17 protein-coding genes and 1 riboswitch are annotated in these 18213 nt (G+C 48.9%); of the genes, 2 read left to right on the forward strand and 15 right to left on the reverse strand.

Annotated features, from left to right (window positions below):
• Window positions 1–80: 80 nt before the first annotated feature.
• Window positions 81–752 (reverse strand): CAP domain-containing protein, encoded by a 672-nt coding sequence (locus BLV22_RS05540; protein WP_091612370.1) that lies wholly within the window; start codon window positions 750–752, stop codon window positions 81–83.
• A 299-nt stretch (window positions 753–1051) separates the two neighbouring features.
• Here BLV22_RS05540 and BLV22_RS05545 point away from each other — a divergent pair, with 299 nt between their 5' ends.
• The gene (locus BLV22_RS05545; RefSeq protein WP_091612373.1) at window positions 1052–2650 is read left to right on the forward strand and encodes a peptide chain release factor 3; all 1599 of its coding nucleotides are present in this window, start codon (window positions 1052–1054) and stop codon (window positions 2648–2650) included.
• A 215-nt stretch (window positions 2651–2865) separates the two neighbouring features.
• Here BLV22_RS05545 and BLV22_RS05550 read toward each other — a convergent pair whose 3' ends face one another.
• From BLV22_RS05550 to BLV22_RS05605, 12 genes are all read right to left on the reverse strand, one after another.
• Window positions 2866–3963, reverse strand: coding sequence for an NAD(P)/FAD-dependent oxidoreductase (locus tag BLV22_RS05550; protein ID WP_176967665.1), 1098 nt, complete (start codon window positions 3961–3963; stop codon window positions 2866–2868).
• 25 nt (window positions 3964–3988) lie between these two features.
• Complete coding sequence (locus BLV22_RS05555; protein ID WP_176967666.1) at window positions 3989–5422, reverse strand: dihydrolipoyl dehydrogenase family protein; 1434 nt, start codon at window positions 5420–5422, stop codon at window positions 3989–3991.
• Entirely contained in the window at window positions 5409–6014 is a 606-nt protein-coding gene (locus BLV22_RS05560; protein ID WP_091612381.1) for a CDP-alcohol phosphatidyltransferase family protein, read from the reverse strand. The genes BLV22_RS05555 and BLV22_RS05560 overlap by 14 nt, the downstream gene beginning before the upstream one ends.
• A complete protein-coding gene (locus BLV22_RS05565) occupies window positions 6011–6676 on the reverse strand; it encodes a TVP38/TMEM64 family protein (protein WP_091612383.1) in 666 nt (221 codons plus the stop codon). Before BLV22_RS05565 ends, BLV22_RS05560 begins: the two co-directional genes overlap by 4 nt.
• Window positions 6677–6690: 14 nt before the next feature.
• On the reverse strand, window positions 6691–7611 hold the full coding sequence (locus BLV22_RS05570) for an ABC transporter ATP-binding protein (RefSeq protein WP_091612386.1): 921 nt from the start codon (window positions 7609–7611) through the stop codon (window positions 6691–6693).
• 12 nt (window positions 7612–7623) lie between these two features.
• Complete coding sequence (locus BLV22_RS05575; protein WP_091612389.1) at window positions 7624–8406, reverse strand: ABC transporter permease; 783 nt, start codon at window positions 8404–8406, stop codon at window positions 7624–7626.
• A gap of 1 nt (window position 8407) precedes the next feature.
• Window positions 8408–9292 (reverse strand): ABC transporter permease, encoded by an 885-nt coding sequence (locus tag BLV22_RS05580; protein WP_176967667.1) that lies wholly within the window; start codon window positions 9290–9292, stop codon window positions 8408–8410.
• On the reverse strand, window positions 9243–10469 hold the full coding sequence (locus BLV22_RS05585; protein ID WP_091612393.1) for an ABC transporter substrate-binding protein: 1227 nt from the start codon (window positions 10467–10469) through the stop codon (window positions 9243–9245). Before BLV22_RS05585 ends, BLV22_RS05580 begins: the two co-directional genes overlap by 50 nt.
• A 139-nt stretch (window positions 10470–10608) precedes the next feature.
• Window positions 10609–12000 (reverse strand): copper amine oxidase, encoded by a 1392-nt coding sequence (locus BLV22_RS05590; protein ID WP_245724024.1) that lies wholly within the window; start codon window positions 11998–12000, stop codon window positions 10609–10611.
• Between the two features lie 175 nt (window positions 12001–12175).
• Window positions 12176–12949 carry an anti-sigma factor domain-containing protein gene (locus BLV22_RS05595; protein WP_091612396.1) on the reverse strand — a complete coding sequence of 258 codons (774 nt, stop codon included), beginning with the start codon at window positions 12947–12949 and terminating at the stop codon, window positions 12176–12178.
• Window positions 12939–13502, reverse strand: a complete 564-nt coding sequence (locus BLV22_RS05600; protein WP_091612398.1) for an RNA polymerase sigma factor — start codon at window positions 13500–13502, stop codon at window positions 12939–12941. The genes BLV22_RS05595 and BLV22_RS05600 overlap by 11 nt, the downstream gene beginning before the upstream one ends.
• Window positions 13503–13690: 188 nt before the next feature.
• Window positions 13691–14968 carry an NCS2 family permease gene (locus BLV22_RS05605; protein WP_091612401.1) on the reverse strand — a complete coding sequence of 426 codons (1278 nt, stop codon included), beginning with the start codon at window positions 14966–14968 and terminating at the stop codon, window positions 13691–13693.
• Window positions 14969–15029: 61 nt separating this feature from the next.
• A riboswitch (purine riboswitch) is annotated at window positions 15030–15127 on the reverse strand.
• A gap of 129 nt (window positions 15128–15256) precedes the next feature.
• On the opposite strand from BLV22_RS05605, the gene BLV22_RS05610 reads away from it, so the two are divergent.
• Window positions 15257–16147 (forward strand): HAD family hydrolase, encoded by an 891-nt coding sequence (locus BLV22_RS05610; RefSeq protein ID WP_091612405.1) that lies wholly within the window; start codon window positions 15257–15259, stop codon window positions 16145–16147.
• 53 nt (window positions 16148–16200) lie between these two features.
• Here the strand turns inward: BLV22_RS05610 and BLV22_RS05615 are convergent, their stop codons facing one another.
• Both BLV22_RS05615 and BLV22_RS05620 read right to left on the reverse strand, forming a co-directional pair.
• Window positions 16201–16620 (reverse strand): universal stress protein, encoded by a 420-nt coding sequence (locus BLV22_RS05615; protein ID WP_091613337.1) that lies wholly within the window; start codon window positions 16618–16620, stop codon window positions 16201–16203.
• Window positions 16621–16666: 46 nt separating this feature from the next.
• On the reverse strand, window positions 16667–18118 hold the full coding sequence (locus BLV22_RS05620) for a SulP family inorganic anion transporter (RefSeq protein ID WP_091613339.1): 1452 nt from the start codon (window positions 18116–18118) through the stop codon (window positions 16667–16669).
• Between the last annotated feature and the right edge of the window lie 95 nt (window positions 18119–18213).

Raw genomic sequence — 18213 nt, forward strand, 5'->3', positions numbered from 1 at the left:
ATGCAGGAAAAGCCTGCTTTTTTCATGATTTAAACACAAAAAAAGCGCCTGCCTTCAAGCAGCCGCTTTTCCCTGATTATTTATTTTTCCAAAAACATCTGTGTCCAGTACTGACCATATTCTCCGCCTTCTTCATAGCCGATGGCGATATGCGTGAAGTCCGGATTGAGAATGTTATCACGGTGCCCCGGGGAATCCATCCACGCATCGACAACGTCCTGCGGCGTATCCTGTCCAGCTGCAATGTTTTCGCCGGCACCCTCATAACTCACGCCGAATTCTTTCATCATTTCAAAAGGACTGCCGTACGTCGGGCTCTCATGGGCAAAATAATCATTCTCAATCATGTCCTGGGACTTCGCGTCCGCTACGCTTTGCAGAGAACTTTCTGCTTCCACCGGCGCAAGTCCATTTTCTGCCCGCACTTCATTTGTCAGACGAACCACTTCCTGTTCAAACTCAGACTCACTCTGGGAAGAAACCGCATCTGAAGTTTCAGCTGAACTGCTTTCTGAAGAAGAATTGCTTTCGCTTCCCGGAATAGCAATACTCTCGCCTACGCTAATCATGTCTGGATTTTCAATGCTGCTGTTTTCTTCCATGAGCGCGTCCACACTTACGCCGTGATCTTCAGCAATCGTGTATAAAGTATCTCCTGACTCTACGGTGTATGTATCCTGCCCTAGAGCGGTCAATGGGAAAATAAGTGTTGCTGACAGAGCACCGACAACGGCTGTTCTTTTGAATCTCATGTCATTCACCTCTTATAAAAGATAGATAGATAATTAAATATATAAATGATAACGTTATATTAAAATTTTACCATTAATTTCTTGAAAATAAACATTTCAAAGGAATTTTACAAATTTTTGCGGCTATTGTCCTATATTTTACATTAATTAAATCTAAAACTTTACTTATCAAAATAATTACTATGGTACTTTACCCTCCTTGTTGTTGCCGAAAACAAAGATTATCTATTAAGATAGGAAGAGTGCTTACGAACGCGGGCAGATTATCAGCAAATTTAAACGAAGGATGGATATAACGAATGGCTACATGGAAAAACGAAATCGAATCCCGAAAGACGTTTGCCATTATTTCGCACCCGGACGCCGGGAAAACGACCTTAACGGAAAAGCTCTTGTACTTTGGAGGCGCGATCCGCGAAGCCGGAAGCGTTAAAGGAAAGAAAAACCAGCGTCACGCCACGAGTGACTGGATGGAAATCGAAAAGCAGCGCGGTATCTCTGTCACAAGCTCTGTCATGGAGTTCAATTACCAAGGACACCGCATCAATATTCTCGACACTCCCGGCCACGAAGACTTCAGTGAAGATACGTATCGTACGCTGACTGCAGCCGATTCGGCAACCATGCTTATTGACGCGGCCAAAGGGGTCGAGGCACAGACCAAAAAGCTGTTTAAAGTCTGCAGCATGAGAGGCATTCCTATCTTCACATTCATTAACAAACTGGACCGCCAGGGGAGGGACCCGTTCGAGCTGATGGAAGAAATGGAAGACATTTTAGGTATCCGTTCGTACCCGGTCAACTGGCCGATTGGCATGGGCCAGGATTTTCACGGCATCTATGACCGCCATGCCAAAAAAGTAGAGTGGTTCAACCCGGATTCCCCGTCCCAGACAGAAGTCGTTTACGTAAACGGCACCGATGATCCCAAGCTGAAAGAACGTATTGATCCGCAGCTCCTGGCTGCTTTTCAGGAGGAAATTGAACTTCTCGATGTAGCCGGGGATGCGTATGATGAAGAACGTATTAAAAGCGGTGAGCTCACCCCTGTCTTTTTCGGCAGCGCTGTTTCGAACTTCGGGGTACAGAATTTCCTCGAGTATTTCATGGAATGGGCACCGGCTCCTGTCGGCAGAGAAAGCGATCAGGGGTTCGTTTCCCCGCTCAGTGACAATTTTTCCGGATTTATTTTCAAGATTCAGGCTAACATGAATCCAAAACACCGCGACCGGATCGCCTTTATGAGAATTACTTCAGGTAAATATTCTCCGGGTATGCAGGTCAATCACGTCCGTATCGGCAAGAACATGAAGCTTCACCAGCCAACGCAGTTTCTTGCCAAGGACCGAAGCATCGTTCAGGAAGCATACGCCGGCGATATTATCGGCCTGTACGATCCGGGCACCTTCCGAATCGGCGACACGCTTGCAGAATCAGGCACATTTTCTTTTGAAGAAATGCCTCACTTTTCTCCTGAACATTTTGCTGCCATTTCTGTTAAAGATGCGATGAAACACAAATCATTTGAAAAAGGACTGCAGCAGTTAACCGAAGAAGGAGCCATCCAGCTGTTTAAAACCTATCAGCGGGTGCCGGAGCAGCAGATTGTCGGCGTTGTTGGGGTGCTTCAGTTTGAAGTACTCGAGCACCGGCTGAATAATGAGTATAATGCTCATATTAAAATGGAAAATCTTCCATTGTCAGTCGCCAGATGGGTCGACGGCCCAGCGGAGGCAATGAACACATTCACCAGAAAACAAAAGAATTTGGCTCTGGACCGAAATGACCGTTTAGTTGCTCTTTTTGAAAATGAATTCCAGTTAAACATGGCCAAAGATAAATATCCTGATATTTCCTTCCACGAAAATTCTTATTTCGTTTCCAGCCAGACGACGTAGGAAGATAGCAAAACGGACTGCCTGTTGAAAAGGCAGTCCGTTTTTTACGTTGTACAAAGGATTTTCATTTCATGCCTTCGGCGGGCATCTACGCTTTTCTTGATGTCCAGCTTCGTCCCGCAGTCGCTTATTCCGTTGGCCGCCCTGGCTTCCTTGGCTCTGGCCAAGTCCAGCCAGGGAACAGGCCAGCCGGATAAGTCTCCTGAAATGCGGGACTACGCTTTTCTTGATGGCTGTAGTTCTTTGATGAATTTTTTGTCGATCCGGTGCTTAATTTTAAACGGCGCTTTGCCTGCACGAGTTTTGTCACCGTAAATCATCAGCCCCTGCTTGCCTCCAAGATTCAGGATCGCCATATAATTTTTTTGCGGCGAATACTTGGTCAGCTTTTTGCCTTTCAGGGAACGCTTGATGTTTTCAAGAAGCACCGGAGCTTCTTTAACAGCTGATATTCCGTTTTTCGGAATGTCTTCATGTCCGGCGATGGTAACGCAGTCTCCCACTCCGAATATTTGCGGATATGCTACTGACTGCAGGTGTTCGTTTACGAGCAGATAGCCTTCGCTGTCGACCGGCAGCCGGGAGGCTTCAAACCAGGCCGGCGCTTTCGGTCCGGTCATCCACAACAGCTCTTCATACGGGAAGGACAGCGAATCAGTTTCCACCGTCCGGTCTGTCACCCGGTGCACCTCTTCGTTTTCAAAGTATTCAATCCCTCTCTTATCAAGAAGATCGTACACCTGCTGCCGTGTTTCTTCTGTGTCCTCCGGAAGCAGTTTACTTCCGGAAATAATTTTCACCGGAGACTGGAACTTGTTTTTACTTCTCCATGCCTGTGTGGTAAATGCCATCTCGACTCCAGCATAGCCGCCGCCGACAACAACCGGGTGATGGCTTGTCCGAACACTTTCCACCGCTTCGGAGAAGTTTTCGTTAGCTTTTAAGACCTCCGCATGCTTTTGCACATGCGGAATTTCAAGCCCTTTCGGCTGGGCGCCGATATCTACGGACAAATAGTCAAAATGCATAACTTTACCTGCATTGGTGAGTACAATATTCTGCTCCGGATCAATGGAAGTGACCTTGGCCGAAACAAATGTACCGCCGTTTTCGTTACAGAATGACCGAAGCGGGACACGGATGTCTTCGATTGCGTAGCGCCCTTCCATATAGCCTGAATACATACCTGAATAATACTGGTACTGTCCCGGGGAAATAAGAATCCACTCTACGTCTTTTTTCTTTTTCTTCCATTCTTTTATTACGGAAAGATGGGTATGGCCTGCTCCAACGAATATTACTCGTTTAGTCACTATATTTCCTCCTCTGTCTCTTCAATTACCGAAACCATGCTACATACTTTTTAAGTACCTTGTTGACGGGACTGTTAAACAAAGCCTCCCGCCAGTATTCATCCGCTGCTTTTTTCACGATATCCCCGTGAGCCGGATACGGATACACTACACTCGAAAATGACCGCAGCTTCTTCTTCCATGTTTTTGCTGCGGTGACCTGCTGCATCCAATCGGCCGCATGGCGTCCGACAGCATGGGCCCCGATAATGTTTCCTTTTTGATCGGTAATAATTTTCACTAAAGGAACCGGGTCGCCTTCAGCCAGAAAACGGTCCACCTGTTTTCCTTCAATACGGTAAATACGGGCATCTACGCCGTCAAGACGCTTTGCTTCTTCCTCGGTGATCCCCAGATGAAAAATTTCCGGCTCGGTATAATACGCCCAGGGGAGCGCATTATAATTAATTTTCCGGCGCAGCCCGAAAACAGCGTTGGAGACCACAGTCTGACCTTCCATACCGGCCGCATGCGTGAACATATAGCCTCCGCTTGCGTCACCCACGGCGTAAATATGCGGCACAGACGTCTGCATTGTATTCGAAACGTCGATGCTCCTATCTTTCTTTACCCTCACACCTGCTTTTTCTAATCCTATGTTATTTGTGTTTGGCACACGCCCTGCCGCAAGCAAAAGCGCGTCCGCTTCGATCTTCTGTTCGATTTTTCCCTCTGTGACAGCATACACGCGTCCATTTTCTTTTTCGAGTCTTACCACCCGGCTGTTGGGAATAAAATGGATTTCCTTCTCTAATTCCTTCTGCGCCCGTTCAGCAATTTCCTTTTCTTCTTTTGAGAAAATGCGATCGTTCGAGTCTACCGCTGTCACGGAAGAGCCAATTCGTGCGAGCGTCTGGGCAAGCTCCATACCCACGGGGCCGCTTCCAACACACACCAGTTTTTCCGGCAGCTTCTCTGCCTCGAAAATCGTTTCATTCGTGTAGTAAGGCAGAAACTCCAGATTTTCAATTGGAGGCACGTTCGGACTCGAGCCGGTGGCGATGACGATTCTTTTTCCGCCGATGACACTTCCATCTTCAAGATACAAATGATGGGGGTCCATGAATTCCCCGCGCCGCATGTACACGTCAATTCCGAGTGCTTCGAATTCGCTTATGTCATCAAGCTCCTGCACGTCAGCTACTGCGTCCTGCACTCTTTTTTTCACCTGTTCAAAATCAGCGTCTCCGTCCAGCTGCAGACCAAATTCTTCTGCCGCTCTTCTCGCATTTTGGATTTCTCTTCCGACAGTTACAAATGCTTTCGACGGTATACATCCGGCATGCAGGCATTCACCTCCAAGGTTTTCCCGGTCATCGACCAAAGCGGTCTTCATGCCAAACTGCGCTGCTCCTGAGGCAACGGTCAGTCCGCCGGACCCGCCCCCAAGCACTATTAAATCGTAATCAATCTGCGGCATTCTCATCCTGCTCCTTTAATAATCGTTTTGCTTCCAGCAGCCTCTGCAGGCCGGTAAATGTTTCGACAAATAAAAATAAAGCAGTGGAATACAGTAAAAAAGATGGAAAAAGCATCATGAGGGAGAACAAAATAAATCCTTCAGTTCGCTCAGCCAGTCCCGCCTGGTAGTAAAACGATTTGACTCCGCTTTGTTCCGACATGTTTCCCACTGTTAAAAACACGGTAATCGAAAACAATATGGAAACACTTAATAGAAGAAGCAGCCACATTAAATCCGGATACCGGAAGGCGAGCCCGAGCAGAACACTCGCTTCCACAAGACGATCAAACGTAATATCAAGCACCGTCCCAAACGCAGAAGGCCTGGTTTTTCTCGCCATAGCCCCATCCACTGTGTCTAAAAATCCTGAAATCCAGAGACAGACAAATGCTGCCCATGCGGCGTCAAAATAAATGAGCGGACCTGTAAGCACCCCGATTCCAAATGCCAGAACCGTTACCTGGTTGGCTGTCCAACGCCGCTTCAGAAACCAGTCGGCTGTTTTGTCTATAACCGGATCTGCCCATTTCCGGGCATGTGTATCAATCATTGCAGATCCCCATTTACGTTGTTTATATTATTTTCATACCCTTTTTTCCGTAAAATGACAACTACGATTAAAAGAGCTGCAAAAACGCTGACTGCGCTCACTATATACCTCCATTCCCCGGTTAACAGCCCCGAGCCTAAAAAACTGTAGCCAATGGCCCCCGGGAGCAGCCCAATAACGGTGGCTGCTGTATAGGAGGACAGGCGCACCCTGGACAGCCCGCACACGTAACTGACAAGGTCAAAATTCAACACGGGCAGAAGCCGCATCAAAAGCGTTGCCCGGAAGCCTTCCGCTTCGAGCTTCCTGCGCCAGATTTCCATCCGCCCTTTAATTTTTGTCTGAAACAATTCTTTCCCGAGCAGGCGTCCGAGCCCGTATGCAAGCAGGGCCCCGCTCGTCCCGCCAATTAAAATGTATATCACGCCTGCAGCCGGACCAAAAGCGAGACCACCGGCAAGCGACATGATCGACGCTGGAAATAAAATAAGCGGCCGGAGCATACAGGCGGCTATGTACATAACAGGAGCCCATGCACCGAGTATTAGAATTTCATCCCTTACCGCCTGCGGCGAGAATCGGAACACTTCAGCGTTCAGCCAGGCGATTGTCACGACAGCTGTCAGAAAAACAACATATTTTATAATGCTTTTAGTACTCATACGCTGCCTCCTTTTCAAACCGGGATTATAAACGTTCTTCCACGAAACGGCTCATTCACAGCCAGAGTAACGGACTGGACGCCCCCGACTTCATAAAATGTCTGAATCCACAGGCCGTACTGTTTTTTCACAGGCCCTGCCTCAGCAGCGAAATAATCCTTCCCCGCTTCTTTTGAAACCCGCAAAGCTTCGGCCGGTACAAAGCCTTTCTCCGGAAACCACCATCCATCTGCGAGCAGCGAAGCGGTCTCTTTTCGCTCCGGCGCCCGCATCAGTTTTTCCCTGTCACCTGTTTCTATAACTTCTCCTCCGGCCATCACACTGACGCTCTCTCCCATATCGAACGCCTCCTCCCGGTCGTGCGTTACAAACATTGAAGTGATGTTTTCCTGCTCAAGTATTCCTTTTACCCAGCGGCGCATCGTTTTACGTAAAGAACTGTCCAGACTCGAAAATGGCTCATCAAGCAGCAGTACTTTCGGCGTTACAGCTATCGCCCGCGCAAGGGCCACACGCTGCTGCTGGCCTCCGGAGCATTGATACGGGTACAGTGCTTCAAGCTCCGCTATCTCCATTTTTTCGAGCAGCTGCCTGCCGGCTTTCGTGCGTTCTTTTTTGGGTATTCGTTTCATTTTCAGCCCGTACGTAACGTTTTGCAGAATCGTTAAATGCGGAAAAAGCAGCGGCTGCTGAAACATTAAAACGACAGGACGCTTCTCAGCCGGATTTTCATTTACACTTGTCCCGTCAATCATCACCGTACCGCTTGAAAACGTATCAATCCCCGCAATACAGCGTAAAAGCGTCGATTTTCCCGTGCCGGATTTCCCGACCAGGCTTCTGTTTTCCCCCTCTTTAAGCTCGAGGTTTATGTTCCGGAGCACCTGGTTTTCCTGATATACCTTGCTTCCATTCTGAACTGACACATATGACATATTTCCCTACTCCTACCACGATTTTAAAATTTTCGTACTGACTCTGAGCACTACGTCAGCAAAAAGCGCAGCAGCCGCCGGAAGCGCTGCTGTCATTAATGAAAAGGCGCTGACGGCTGAAGGTGCCGCACTGTTTGTATACGGATAATACAATACCGCCATAGTCGTCACTGTTCCTCCTCCTATAATAACAGTCAGGGCGAACTGGCTGACAGAAATAACGACTGCAAAAAAGACAGCTGTACGCACAGAAGCAGTCATCTGGGGAAGCTCAATCAGCAAAAACCTGGCGGCTGCCCCGCCACCGAGGCTTCGCGATTGTTCATACTGGCTTCTTCCTACCCGCTCGTAGCCGGCACGAATGATACGAATCGTGTACGGAAGTGTCGGCAGCAGATGAAAAAAGGCGACTCCGTACCATGTATTTGCTGTACCGCTTTGCAGAGCAAAAATGTGCAGCCCGACAGCAAGGGCGGTAATGGGAAGAAGCACGGGAACTAAAAGCATCGCATCTATCAGTTCCTTTCCCCTGAATTCCCGGACAACAAGCGCTTTAGCTGCCGGAATGCCAATTACGAGATTCAGAGCCGCCACACAGAGGGCAATAAGAATCGTCCGCCCCCAGGCCTCTGCAAGCAGTGGATCGCCAAATGGCACTCTCCAGCCATCGAGCGTCCATACCAGCGGCCAAATTTCCCCAAACGGCCATTCCGCAGCGAAGCTCTGCACCACGAGCGCAAGCAAAGGGACTGCAAAGCAAAGCGCAAAAGCGGCTGCCGCTGCTTTTCTTTTCATGCTACTCCCCCCTCCATATCCGGATACGCAGCCGGCGGGTATACCACATCAAAAGTGCGCTGAGAATGATGAACACCACGCCTGTCCAGGCCGATACTGCGTAGGCATAAGGACGTTCCTCCCAGTTTCCGCCGCTGTACCATTCAAAAATGGTAACACCAATCATTTCCGGGCGGGTTGCCCCCACCAGCCCCGGCACTTCAAAGGCACCGAATACAAACGCAAACAGGATTACTCCCGTTTCCAAGGTTACTGCTTTTAAATAAGGCCATTCCCCGTCTTTAAATTTACGGAAGGACCCGCCGCCAAGCGTTGCCACCGCATGCTTCACCGAATTGTTCATCTCAAGGTAGACCGGGGCTGTCATCAGCACCACGAAAGGCACCTCTTTCCATACGTAGGATAAAACAATGCCTATGCCGCTTGTATCATTTGTCAGGATAGGGAACTCTGTTCTATTGTCAATCCAGCCCAGCTGCTGCGTCAGAGACGCCGCCCATCCGCTTTGTGAAAAAAACCAGATGACAAGATAGGCCCCCACAAAATGAGGAACAGCCATCGGGATCCAGAACAGCGCACCGGCACCGGCGCTCCGTTTTTTCCCAAACAACAGTTTAGACGCCGCCACCCCGATCCCTAAAGAAAGCACGGTGGAAACGGCCGTCACTCCAAGACTGAAGCTGAGGCTTTCCCAAAAAGAAGGCAGCGATGCTACGTCATTAAGGACAACTAATGGATTTCCTTCTGCGCCAAGCCGCGTCCATAGTACTGCAACCGCGTAAAATGAAAGCCCTGCCGTAACAAGAAGCGCCGGCAAAAGCATAGCTATCATGCTTTTACCTTTGAACAATTTCATTTTCCCACCGGTCTTCGGTCCACTCTGCATAGCCTGCATCCATTTCCGGCTGATAAGCATCGTTCAGCACTTCGGTATCCAGCACGGAATCCCCGCGGTCCTGTTCAATAAATTTTTGGCGCATCTCCTCTGAGAGCGTATCAAGATCAAGCACGGTGCTGTCCCCCCACATTGACGGCGCCTGTTTCTGCAGCTGCGCTTCCGGAGATACTAAGTAATTGATCGCAGCCATCGCTCCCGGTACATTTGTGCTGTTAAAAGGAATGGACAGATAATGGGTGTTTCCTATCGAATTGTCGTCAAATACAAACGTGTCCGTTGTTTCCGGAAATGTGCCGTCCTGGATGAGGCTTTCTGCTCTCGCTTCATTGTAGCCCATGGTCATAGACACTTCGCCGTCCCGGTACAGCCGGTCAAGCTGGCTGAGCGACGATGGATACGTCTCCCCGTCTCTCCATAGATCCGGCTCCATTTCCCGCAGGGTCTCCCACATACTGCCGCTTTGTTCATCGATCCATTCTTCATCGTATCCCTGTTCAATGACTTGTTCGGCTTCGACATTGTTATAAATAAAATGGCGCAAAAACGCGTTGCCGGTAAAATCGGTCGCTTCCGGATACGTAAACTCTCCCGGGTTGTCCTCCACCCAGGCGGCAAGCTCTTCAATACTGTTTGGAGGCGTATCAACCTTTTCGGTGTCATACATGAAGGTAAACTGTACCGACCCCCACGGCACTTCCATCCCTTCAACCGGTGTACCGAAATCATACGCGTTTGTATCGGCCTCCATATCAATATGATTTTCCACGTTCGGGAGAGCGTCTGCGAAGGAACCGTATAAAAGCTCGTTCTCCTTTGCGTTACGGAAATTCTCTCCGTTCAGCCAGACGATATCCATCGTCCCTTCTTCCGTGCCCGCTTCTTTTTCAGAATAAAGATTTTGCAGTGCATCTTCGGTTTCAATCGGATTCCGGTTCAGCGTAATATCGTACTGCTCCTCCAAACGCGGGGCCACCCATTCGTCTATGTATTCATTGGTTCCCTGGTCCCCGCCCCACATATGTAATTCCACGGTCGTTCCTGCGGCTTCTTCCTCAATATCCTCCCACTCCTCTTCCTCCCAGGACGTCCCGCTTTCCTCTGAACCTCCGGAGCACCCTGCAGCGATAAGCATCGTCCCTGCGGCTGCGATTATTTTCCAATTCATCTGCTTTACTTTCTCCTTTCACTTGCGCTTATTCCATGCTTTTTTCTTTTCCCTTTTATCAGTATCTCATACATACCATGTCTGGCGCCCGGACACAAAAAGACTGCCCTCTGCAGGACAGTCTTTTTAAAAATAAATGCTACGCTTCTTCGCGGCGGCGCTTCGTTACAGCGATACCTGCCAGAATGAGCGCCATGCTGCCGGCAGCAATCCCCCAGGGGCTCACGTTCTGTTCAGAGCCGCCAAGGCCGGTCTGTGGCATTTCTTCCGGCATTGCTTCATCAGAAGAGCTCTCTTCAAAATTCTCCGGATACTGAGCCACAATGGCGCCGGAAAGACCTTCACTCACGCCAAACATATGGCCGTAAGCTTCGCGTGTATCTTCATAGGCACTGTCGTACTCTTCCATTGTATAGCTGTCAAACGCCCCGATTAACTGATCCACGTGCATCCCGAGGCCTTCAGAAAGTCCTTCTGCTTCCAATTCACCTTCGGTAGCCCCTGCCAGGAATTCAGAGAACTCTGTCTGATAGTTTCCGAGGTTGTCGAGCGCTTCCTGTTTTGCTTCCTCGTCCTCCGCTCCCGTCGCTTCCACGTAATCAACAAAGTAGCCGATGTGTTCGCTCCACATTTCTTCAAACTGTTCTCCGGCTTCCTCTCCGTAGACGGAAGCAATCGTATCAGAGAGCTCCTGCGTATTCTGGTTCAGGATTCCTGCTGCTGCTCCGAAATCCTCCGCTCCGGCTCCGCCCTTCTGCATCGTCGTTACAGCGAGTGCTGCGTGTTCTGAAAGCAGGAAGTTCAGATCCGAACGAAGATCAACCGCCGGAGTATCTGGTGTGGTGTTGTCATACTCTTCCGGAAACTGGGCGGCAATAGCTCCTGATAAGCCTTCGCTGACTCCATACATGTGCTCAATGGCATCGCTTGACATGCTGTAGGCTTCCTCGTAATCGCCTGCAACGTAGCTGTCAAAAGCACCGATCAGCTGATCCACGTGCATCCCGAGACCTTCCGCAGCTGCGTCGGCTTCAAGTCCGCCTTCAGTAGCGCTGTCAAGAAACTCCGAAAACTCTGTCTGATAATTTCCGAGGTTGTCGAGCGCCTCCTGCTTTGCTTCCTCGTCCTCCGCTCCCGTCGCTTCCACATAATCAACAAAGTAGCCGATGTGTTCGCTCCACATTTCTTCAAACTGTGTACCCGCTTCTTCCCCGTAAACGGATGTGATAGTACTTGAAAGATCCTTCGTATTTGCTTCTAATGCAGCGGCGGATTCTTCAAAATCATCTGCTCCGTCCGCCCCCTTCTGCATCGTCGTTACTGCCAGATATGCGTGTTCTGAAAGGTAATGGTCCAGCTGGGCCCTGAGGTCTCCGGCCGGCGTAGCTGCAGAAGCCATCATTTCCTCTGACATTTCCATATCGTCGTGGCCGTCGTGGCTGTCGGCTGAAGCGACTCCCGGTGCTGCCGGAATAATAACGGCGGCAGATAACGGCAGGGCTATGGCGGTGCGTTTCCAGTTGATGTACATGAATGAATCCCCCTTATATTTAGTTTCAGTCAGCTAACGAAACAAATACACGGCTGGATCATATTTTGTGAATATTTTGTGACTTTTTATTTAATCCATTCTTCCAAAACTACTGGTGTGAAGGTAATTTATTATGCAAAAAAGACCGGAAAAAATTTCCGGTCTTTTCGTGTCTTTAGGAAAACGGAGCTTCGAGCACCACTTCACCCTCAGGTGCTTCGTTGTCCGGCTCCGGCTCTCTCGTAATCGCCACGGCGTTCCAATCTTCATTCACTGCATCCGACGGGAAGACAAGCGAACCACTTCCGTCTTCATTGGTTGTAAATGATCCTGCCGGCACCATCTGGTTGCCGTCACCAACCATCCACACCTGATAGACTTCACTATTATCAAGATTTTCGAGTCCCTCTACGTGCACAGCCATTTCTCCCTGCTGCTCAGCATTAAGAAGCGTGACTCTTCCGCTTCCCTGGGAGTTTTCTGTAGGGGCAAACTCCTGTGAAGCAATTACTTCGCCCGTTTCCTGTGAAGAATCTTCAAGCTCTGAAAGAGCCGTTTGCATTTCTCCAAGGTCTCCGGCGAGTTCTTCGCGTTCTTCTGCTGCCTGCTGCCACTGCGTGCCAAGATAAATATTGGTGCCTATGGAAGCAAGCAGTACTGCGGCCAGTGCGCCTGCCACAGCGCTCCATTTCCTTTTTGGTTTTGCCGCCGTAATTTTCTCTTCCGGCTCTTTTCCGACGACATGCTCCATGACCCGGCTTTTCATACCGGCCGGTGGATCCTGTGGTTCGATGTGTTGGGGCAGCTCTCCCATAATCGCCTGCATTTCTTCAAGCTCCTGCCTCGTCTCCTCATCCGTTTCGAGCCAGGCTTCAAACTCCCGCTCTTCTTCTATGGTTAATAGACCATTTATATAATCAAACAACCAGTCTTGTTTATTACTCGCCATAATCAACCCTCCGTTCCCTGGAGAGGTGTTCTTTTAATTTCTTTAGGGCGAGCCTGATGCGGCCCTTTACAGTACCGAGCGGTATATCGCAGGACTCTGCAATCTTACGCTGGGACAGCCCCTGAAAATAAAACAGGCGGACAATTTTTTGTTGTTCCTCTGAAAGAAGCGCGATTGCCTGTTCGAGCTCTTCGTTGCTTTCTTTCAGCTCCACCTGCTCTTCCACCCCTGTCATTTCCTCTTTCGAATCCCTCGGATCCCATTCCACTTCCGGCTTTTTTCTCCGGATGGCATCAATCGAGGCGTTGCGTGTAATCGTAAGCAGCCAGGAAGAAAGTGAGCCTTTATCTTTCTGGTAGACAGCGCTTCCCTTCCCCTGCCATATTTTCATAAAAACATCTTGCATGATCTCTTCGGCTATTTGCTGATCCTTAGTCATTCGGTAGGCGAATGAATAAAGCAGCCGTTCGTAACGATCATACAGAATTTCAAGCGCTTCTCTGTCACGCTCTCGTATGCGCTCATATAAATCGTTATCCGATAACTTCGACATAGGTCTTCTCCTTTTTTCAAAATGCGTGGGAAAAGAGGTATGTAGTCAGCTTACGCAGCAGACCCCCGTATTGGATCTCTTTTCCTCGAAAAAATGTATGTAATTCTATGGTGTATGCATCTCCTTTATCTATCGTAAGCGTTTTTACCGCTTCTGCCAATAAAAAAATCCCGCCCGGGAGGCGGGAATTACACCATGTAGGTAAATACATAATGAAGGAAAAAAAGAAACGAAATAGCGTACATCACCGGCGAAACTGCCCGGGGGCTTCCAAGTGCCATCTTCAGCAGCGGATAGGCTATAAAACCAAAGGCAATGCCGTCGGCAATCGAGTACGTGAGCGGAATGATCCCAATGACAAGATAGGCCGGGAACCATTCAGAGGCATCATCAAAGGAAATATGGCGGATTTCCTGCACCATCATCCCTCCAACAATAATGAGCACAGGAGCAATCGCACTTTCAGGAATAAATCCTAAAAGCGGCGTGAACAGAAGCGCCACCAAAAACAGCAGGCCGGTTACGACCGCCGTCAGCCCTGTTTTCCCTCCTTCTGCCACTCCCGCAGCGCTTTCTGCAGCTGGAATTGTCGGTGACGTGCCGAGAAAGCCGCTGCCAAACGCCGTGACCGCTGCCGCCTGGTAGGAACGGCCAAATTTTTCTTTGCGTTCAAGCAGTCCGTGTAAGAGCCCCATGCTTTCAAATACGATAATCATAGTCAAAGAAAAGACCGCCGTCCAAAACGGAATAGACGACCAGGCGGAAAAGTCAGCTGCAGTAAATACCGAAGCGTAGGCTCCGGTAGTTTCCGTCGCTTCTCCTGCGCTGCCGCTGCTGATTCCAAACAGTCCTGCGGCAAGCGATATAACAGCAATGCCGATCAGAAAAGCACCCTTCACTTTACGGACGACAAGCATCAGCATTATTACGAGACCAAAAAGCGTCAGCATCGCAGCCGGCTCTGCCAGATTGCCAAGAGCCACAAATGTTTCCGCGTCTCCCTGCACTAGCCCGCCCTTTTGCAGGCCGATAAAGGTTAAAAACACTCCGATCCCGACTGTAATGCCCTGCTTGAGCGACAGCGGCACCGCTTTTGCCAGCTTTCCTGCGAGCGGCGTCAATGCCGTTATTAAAAACAGCACACCCGAGAGAAGAACAATCGCAAGTCCCTGCTGCCATGTCCAGCCCATTCCAATCACAAGCGTATACGCGAAAAAGGCGTTCACTCCCATGCCCGGGGTCAAAATGATCGGGGCATTACCCCACAGCCCGATGAGCAGACACCCAAAAGCTGTCACGAGTGCTGTCGCCAGAAGGGCAAATTCGTACGGCATTCCTGTATCAGATAAAATAGCCGGATTGACGATTAATATATAAGCAATGGTAAAGAAGGACGTTAAGCCCGCCGTCCATTCTTTTTTTACCGTCGTCTGGTGGTCCTCCAGCTGAAACAATTTTTTTAGCATGATTCATTCTCCTTTGTCTTCCCGTATATGATTTTTAACCATAAAAAAGTGCCCCTGCGTGAAGGATCACGCAGAGACACGTAGTCGGGAAAATCGGCTCCCGGTAGAAACATCGGACCCAGTTCGTCCGATTATACGAGTCATTTTTGTTTGTCAGTTTTTCTTCCAATTATGGAGTATAGCTTCTTCTGTCCATTTCGTCAACTATTATTAACTTCCATTTGTGATTTCGTGTTATTCTGAATGTATAATTCAGACGCCACGGGCGTTACATAAGAGGTGACAGAAATGAACGTAGTAGCAATTGATATGGACGGCACCCTTCTCCATTCGAAAAAATATATATCTGAACAGAATGCCAAAGCACTAAACCGGATGCGGGCAGAAGGACATAAGCTCGTGATTGCGACCGGCAGGGGAATTGAGGATGTGGAGCATCTGCTTGAAGACGCCGGACTCAAAGCTGATGGCATCGTTTCGCTGAATGGAGCCATCGTAAATCAGGGCCGCTCCGTCGTATACGAAAACGTCATGGAAAAGGAAACAGCGATCCGTGTCGTGCAGTCGCTTGAAGACTTTGGCGTCTATTTTCACGTTTACACAAACAAGGGTATGTTTTACATGCCGAAGGGCTGGCAGTATTTCATGGAGGACGCCCATGAGCTCGTGAAAGAAGAGAACGATTATCACGGCCGCATGGCAGAATTCAAGCGCAAGGAGGAATACAACACCGGGCGTTTTCACATGCATCAGCTCCGCTCACTCGAAGATATTGAGGGGGAGGACGTGAGCATTTATAAATTTTTGATGCTTTCCCCGCTCGAGGATAAGCTTGATGCCGTCCGAAGCGCCTGGAAAATCCGCCAGGACGTTTCCATTACGTCTTCAGGAAGGGAAAACCTGGAATTTATGCATCCAAATACTGAAAAAGGGTCCGGTCTCCATCACCTGCGCATCCAGGCAGGCTGGGAGGATGCAGTCACGTTTGCGATCGGGGACAACTTTAACGACGTAGCCATGTTCCGCTACGCCGATACTGCCATCGCTATGGAAAATTCCGAACAGGAGGTAAAGCTGCTTGCGGATGAAGAAACGAGTCATAATGATGATCACGGAGTTGCTCAGGCTGTATATGACTACATACTCTCTTCCACGAAACGAAAAGCAGAGCCTCGCTAAAAACATTCAATAAAAAAACCGTCTGCTGCGGCTTTCTGCCACAGCAGGCGGTTTTATTTTACTACAAGCACCGGACATTGCACGCGCTTCACCACTTTGTGGCTGACGCTGCCAAGTACCATGGTCTGCAGCTGGTTAAGTCCCCGGCTTCCGATCACAAGGCAGTCATAAGCTCCGCTATTCGCGAAGGAGACGATGGTCGGCCCCGGTTCCCCGTGCTCGATATGAACCTCATAAGAAATACCCGCTTCTTTCAGGTCACTTTCTAGATCTTCAAGCTGCTCCCGGCGCTTCATCTGAATAATTTCTTTGTTTCCGTAATGCAGCACATCCGATTTGGATTGATCTTTATCAATAATATAAATGACGTCCAAATGCCCGTCCGGCACATTTTTTAATAGCTTTACCGCATGCCCTGAAGCACGGCGGGCATGGTCGGACCCATCTGCTGCGAGTAACACTTTTTGGTACACAGACATTCCCCTCTCCATTAACAATTCTTTCTCCTGTACCTACTTCTTAATGTCCGGAAGACATTCCTTCAAGCTTGCGCATTAATTCCGAGCTTTCTTCGTTAATGCTCGTAAAGTGTACTTTGGTGCCTTCCTGTTTAAACTTCAGTCTGACCTTTTCAATTGCTTCGACCGCAGAGTCATCCCAGAGATGGGTTCGTGATAAATCAATTTCCACTCTCTCGAAATTCTCTTTGTAATCAAAGCTCTTCACAAAGTCAGTTACCGAAGCGAAAAACAACGGCCCGTCCACATGGTAAACCCGTGTCGTTTCGTCCTTAACGGTTTTACTCACGTGAACCTTTGAAATTTTAGCAGCAAAGAAAATAGCACTCAAAATAACACCGGCCACCACGCCGATCGCAAGGTTATGCGTGTAAACGACTGTAGCTACCACTACAACCATTACAGTTGAATCCGTTTTTGGCGCTTTTGCCATTGTCGGCAGGGAGCCCCAGTCAAATGTACTGATTGAGACCATGATCATGACTCCTGCCAGTGCCGCCATCGGGATTTGAACTACGAGACCCTGCAATACAAGAATGAGAAATAGAAGTACTACCCCTGCGGTCATCGACGAGAGCCGGCCTGTACCACCCGACTTTACGTTAATCACTGATTGGCCAATCATGGCACAAGAAGCCATACCGCCAAAGAATCCCGTCACGACGTTGGAAATCCCCTGTCCACGTGATTCCTTATTTTTATCACTTTCCGTATCCGTCATGTCATCAACAATTGTCGCGGTCAGCAGTGATTCAAGTAAACCTACAACAGAAAGCGATAAAGCGTATGGAAGAATGATCATAAGTGTTTCAAAGTTTAATGGGATATCCGGAAGCAAAAATACCGGAAGTGACGATGGAAGAGTTCCCATATCACCTACGGTCTGTGTATTAATGCCTCCAAATACAGCAATTAAACTCACAACAATTATGGCTACCAGTGTAGAAGGAACCGCCCCTGTAAGCTTCGGAAATAAATAAATGACGAAAAGGGTAATTCCCGCTAATACAAACGGCCAATAGCCGTTACCCTGAAAATATTCCAGCTGGGAAGTGAAAATCAAAATTGCCAAAGCGTTAACGAAGCCCACCATTACCGATCTGGGAATAAACTTCATCCAACGGGCAAGTCCGCTGAAGCCTGCAATTAACTGAATTATTCCAGTTAGAATTGTTGTTGCGAGCAGATACTGCAGTCCATGCTCAGCTACCAGGGTAACCATCAATAATGCCATTGCCCCTGTAGCGGCTGAGATCATGCCCGGGCGTCCACCCACAATTGCAATCATTACCGCCATGCTGAAAGAAGCATAAAGCCCTACTTGAGGGTCTACACCTGCCACCAGGGAGAATGCTATTGCTTCCGGAATCAGAGCGAGTGCTACTACAATACCTGCCAGCACATCACCCCTAATATTTCCGAGCCACTCCATTTTCAGTTTTGAAAAATCCAAACCTTTTTTCTCCTCTCTTTTTTTATACTCTTTATCCTTGGTGCATGCGGGCATTCCGGCCTGTTGCGCGCCTCACATGCTTTATTTTTTCAGGC

The organism is Marinococcus luteus (genome assembly GCF_900106595.1).
Taxonomy (GTDB): domain Bacteria; phylum Bacillota; class Bacilli; order Bacillales; family Marinococcaceae; genus Marinococcus; species Marinococcus luteus.